The sequence below is a fragment of the Archangium sp. genome (genome assembly GCF_057119385.1).
This window is the reverse complement of record NZ_DBNGVP010000007.1, coordinates 1-3,380: the sequence shown is the minus strand read 5'-3', so window position 1 is coordinate 3,380 and position 3,380 is coordinate 1. Positions and strand designations below refer to the sequence as shown.

Sequence of the window (3,380 nt, the reverse complement as noted above, 5' to 3'; positions counted from 1 at the left end):
CTCGAGCTCTCGCGGGGACTTGCGTCCCATGACCATCGCTCGGCTCCGCACACCCGTGAACCCCAAATCCTCCCCATACGCACGGCCTCTGGTCCTCGGCCCTGCCCACTCGACGTACCGAAGACCCATTCTTTTCCGGCGGGGTTGGGTAGACGGGCGCATGGAAAACCGTCCTTGACGATTCCTGTGACGCTCGTGTGATGGTGTTCGTGAGATTGAGAGCAATTGCGAGAATGCGGTCCCGCGAAACGCAACTCCTCACATGGAGTCGCACCCGGGCAGCCCACACGGAAGCCGCGAGGCCCCGTGGCACTCGAGGTGCCCCTCGCCGGCTCCTCATGTTCCTGTCCACGGCCGTCGTGGCCATTGTGGTGCTCACCGGGATTGTTCTTTCCACCCGCTCCACACCCAAGGCCTCGAGCGCCCCTGCTGGCACCGGTGATTCGGTGCTGCGCGGAGAGACCGTCCGGCTGCTGGTCGTCGGCATGCGTTGATGGCCGCCCCCCCCGCCCCAGCGGCGCCTGGAGGTGCGAATCCGGGACCTGGGGCAGAGCCTCCAGGTGAGGGTGAGTGACAACGGCATCGGCATCCCCGCGGAGAACATGCTGCGCATCTTCCAGTATGGATTCACCGCCAGGACGGACGGCCACGGCTTCGGGCTGCACAGCTGCGCGCTGCTCGCCCGGTCCATGGGAGGCAGCCTGTATGCCCAGAGCGATGGGCCCGGCCAGGGCGCGGCGTTCACCCTGGAGCTGCCGTGGACGCCGAGGGAATCGGCCGGGGACCCTCCGGACGACGCCCACGAGCGCTCGATGGACCCTCGTTTGACCCACTGAACCAGCAAGGGGGCGAGACGTCCAAGTTCCTGGCCGGGGAGGGGGCGGACGGGCATCTCTCCCATTGATTCGCGCCCCGGATTGCGGCACCAAGCGCCTTTCTCCTCGCAGCGAGGTACCGCCATTCCCAGCACGCACCTGACCTTCCCGTCCGCCGACGCCCACCGGAGCTGGCTGGAGCAGCAGTCCGCCCTGCCCCGCGGCTTCCGCGTCGGCCGCACGCGCTTCGAGTTCATGCCCGCCGAGGTGGCCAGGCCGGCGAAGATGAACCTCACGCTGGTGGTGCTCGACGAGCCGACGCCGGCCTTCGCGGCGGTGTTCACGAAGAACGCCTTCCCGGGAGCGCCGGTGGTGCTCGGCCGCAAGCGGCTGGAGGAGCCCACGCTGGGCGCGGTGGTGGTGAACAACAAGGTGAGCAACGTGTGCGCGCCCGGCGGTGTCGAGGCCTCCGAGCGGCTGTGCGCGGCGGTGGCCGGCAAGCTGGGGCTGAGCGCCTCGCAGGTGCTGCCCTGCTCGACGGGCGTCATCGGCTGGCGGCTGCCGGTGGACGCCATGGTGGAGGCGGTGCCCCAGGCCGTCTCGTCGCTCGCGGGCGGCTCGGTGCTGCCCGCCGCCGAGGGCATCATGACGACGGACCTGTACGCCAAGGTCCGCCGCGCCTCCGTGGGCAGCGGGAGCATCGTGGGCATCGCCAAGGGCGCGGGGATGATCGAGCCCAACCTGGCCACCATGCTCGTCTTCCTGATGACGGACGTGGACGTGCCGCGAGACGCCCTGCGCGCGGCGCTGCGCTCGGTGTCCGCGCGGACGTTCGGCTGCATCAGCGTGGACAGCGACACGAGCACGTCGGACACGGTGGCGCTGCTGTCCTCGCGCAAGGTGCCCTGCCCCAGCCTGAAGGAGTTCGAGGCCGCGCTCGAGCAGGTGTGCGCCGACCTGGCCGAGGACATCGTGCGCAACGGCGAGGGCGTGCACCACGTCATGCGCGTGCGCGTGCACGGCGCGCCGAGCGAGGACGTGGCCCGGGGCATCGGCAAGTCGGTGGTGAACTCGCCGCTGTTCCAGTGCGCGGTGAACGGGAATGACCCGAACGTGGGCCGGCTGGTGGCGGCCATCGGCAAGTACGTGGGCGCGCACCACCCCGAGGTGGACCTGTCGCGCTGCACCCTGCGCATGGGCGGCCGCGTCATCATGGAGCACGGCGCCTTCCGGCTCGACAACGAGGCGGAGAAGGCCCTGGTGGCACACATGAAGGGCGCAGAGCTCTATACGAGCGTGCCTCCCGCGGACGGGCTCACCTTCCGCCCGCAGGTGACGTTCCCTCCGCACGAGCGCTCGGTGGAGATCGACGTGGACCTCGGTGGCGGCCCGGGTGCCTGCACGGTGCTCGGCGCGGACCGGAGCCACGAGTACATCAGCGAGAACGCGGACTACCGCAGCTGAGTGACATCCCCTCGCGACGTCCCCTCTCCCTCTGGGCGAGGGATACGATGAGTTTTGTTGAAAGGGCCTGTGATTCTAGGAGGTTAGGCCCTATTGCGAATTGTGGATCTTCTGTAGCTGAGGTGGGCGCTCGACGGTGGACGGAGGGTCTCCGGTGAGGGACGGGAGAGGAGCGGTCGGAAGAGGCGGCTGTCACTCTGGCAACAGCCCTGGTCGCGGAGTTGCAATGCGTGCCGCCCCTGCGAGTGCTGGCGGGGAGGCGGGGCGTGGCGGGGCCGAGTGTGGGGGAGGTGATGGGGCGCGTGCTGCGCATCCAGGGGATGAGCGTGCGCGGGGTGCGGATGGAGCCCGGAGGAGTGGTGGTGCAGGTGCGCCCGCGCCAGCGCAAGCCGCGCTGTGGAGTGTGCGGCCGGCCCGCTCCAGGCTACGACACGAAACCCGGGCGCCTGTGGCGGCACCTGGCGCTGGGAGAAACCATCTTCTGGCTGCGGTACGCCCCGCGCCGGGTGCGCTGCCGGGAGCATGGAGTGAGGGTGGAGCGGGTGCCGTGGGCGGCGCACGGCTCGAGCTTCACGCACGCCTTCGAGGAGTGGGTGGCCTGGCAGGCGCAACGGCTGGACAAGTCGTCCATCTGCCGGTTGCCAGGCATCAACTGGCGCACGGTGGGCACCATCATCGAGCGGGTGGTGGAGGAGCGCCTGTCGCCAGGGCGGCTGGAGGGGCTGCAAGTCATTGGGGTGGACGAGCTGGGCTGGAGAGCCGGGCACCAGTACGTGAGTCTGGTGGTGGACCACCTGCGCTCGCGAGTCGTCTGGGTGGCGGAGGGGAAGAACGAAGAGACGCTCAACGGCTTCTTCGACGAGTTGGGAGAGGAGAGGACGAAGGAGCTGACGCACGCCACCCTCGACCTGTCGGCGGCCTTCAGCAAGGCGGTGGGCAACCGGGCCCCACACGTGCGCAAGGTGTTCGACCGATTCCACGTGCAGAAGCTGGCGAACGAAGCGCTGGACACGGTGCGCCGGCAAGAGGTGCGCGAGCAGGCGGGGAGCCCGGAGGGCAAGGCGCTCAAACACAGCCGCTGGGCGCTGCTGAAGAATCCGT

4 protein-coding genes are annotated in these 3,380 nt (G+C 69.4%); all 4 read left to right on the top strand.

The features are described 5' to 3' along the window. Positions 1-338 precede the first annotated feature (338 nt). The gene (locus tag AC16DP_RS02780; RefSeq protein ID WP_329731329.1) at positions 339-494 is read left to right on the top strand and encodes a hypothetical protein; all 156 of its coding nucleotides are present in this window, start codon (positions 339-341) and stop codon (positions 492-494) included. Between the two features lie 27 nt (positions 495-521). Next, the gene (locus AC16DP_RS02775) at positions 522-836 is read left to right on the top strand and encodes an ATP-binding protein (RefSeq protein ID WP_329731330.1); all 315 of its coding nucleotides are present in this window, start codon (positions 522-524) and stop codon (positions 834-836) included. A gap of 81 nt (positions 837-917) precedes the next feature. Then, positions 918-2,279, top strand: a complete 1,362-nt coding sequence (locus AC16DP_RS02770; protein ID WP_329731328.1) for a bifunctional ornithine acetyltransferase/N-acetylglutamate synthase — start codon at positions 918-920, stop codon at positions 2,277-2,279. Between the two features lie 230 nt (positions 2,280-2,509). Beyond that, positions 2,510-3,380: ISL3 family transposase (locus AC16DP_RS02765; RefSeq protein ID WP_483956611.1), on the top strand; the 871-nt coding region annotated here is incomplete at its 3' end.

Excerpts from the sequence above, each read along its gene's own strand:
- AC16DP_RS02780 (WP_329731329.1), top strand. The coding sequence starts at position 339 with ATGTTCCTGTCCACGGCCGTCGTGGCCATTGTGGTGCTCACCGGGATT.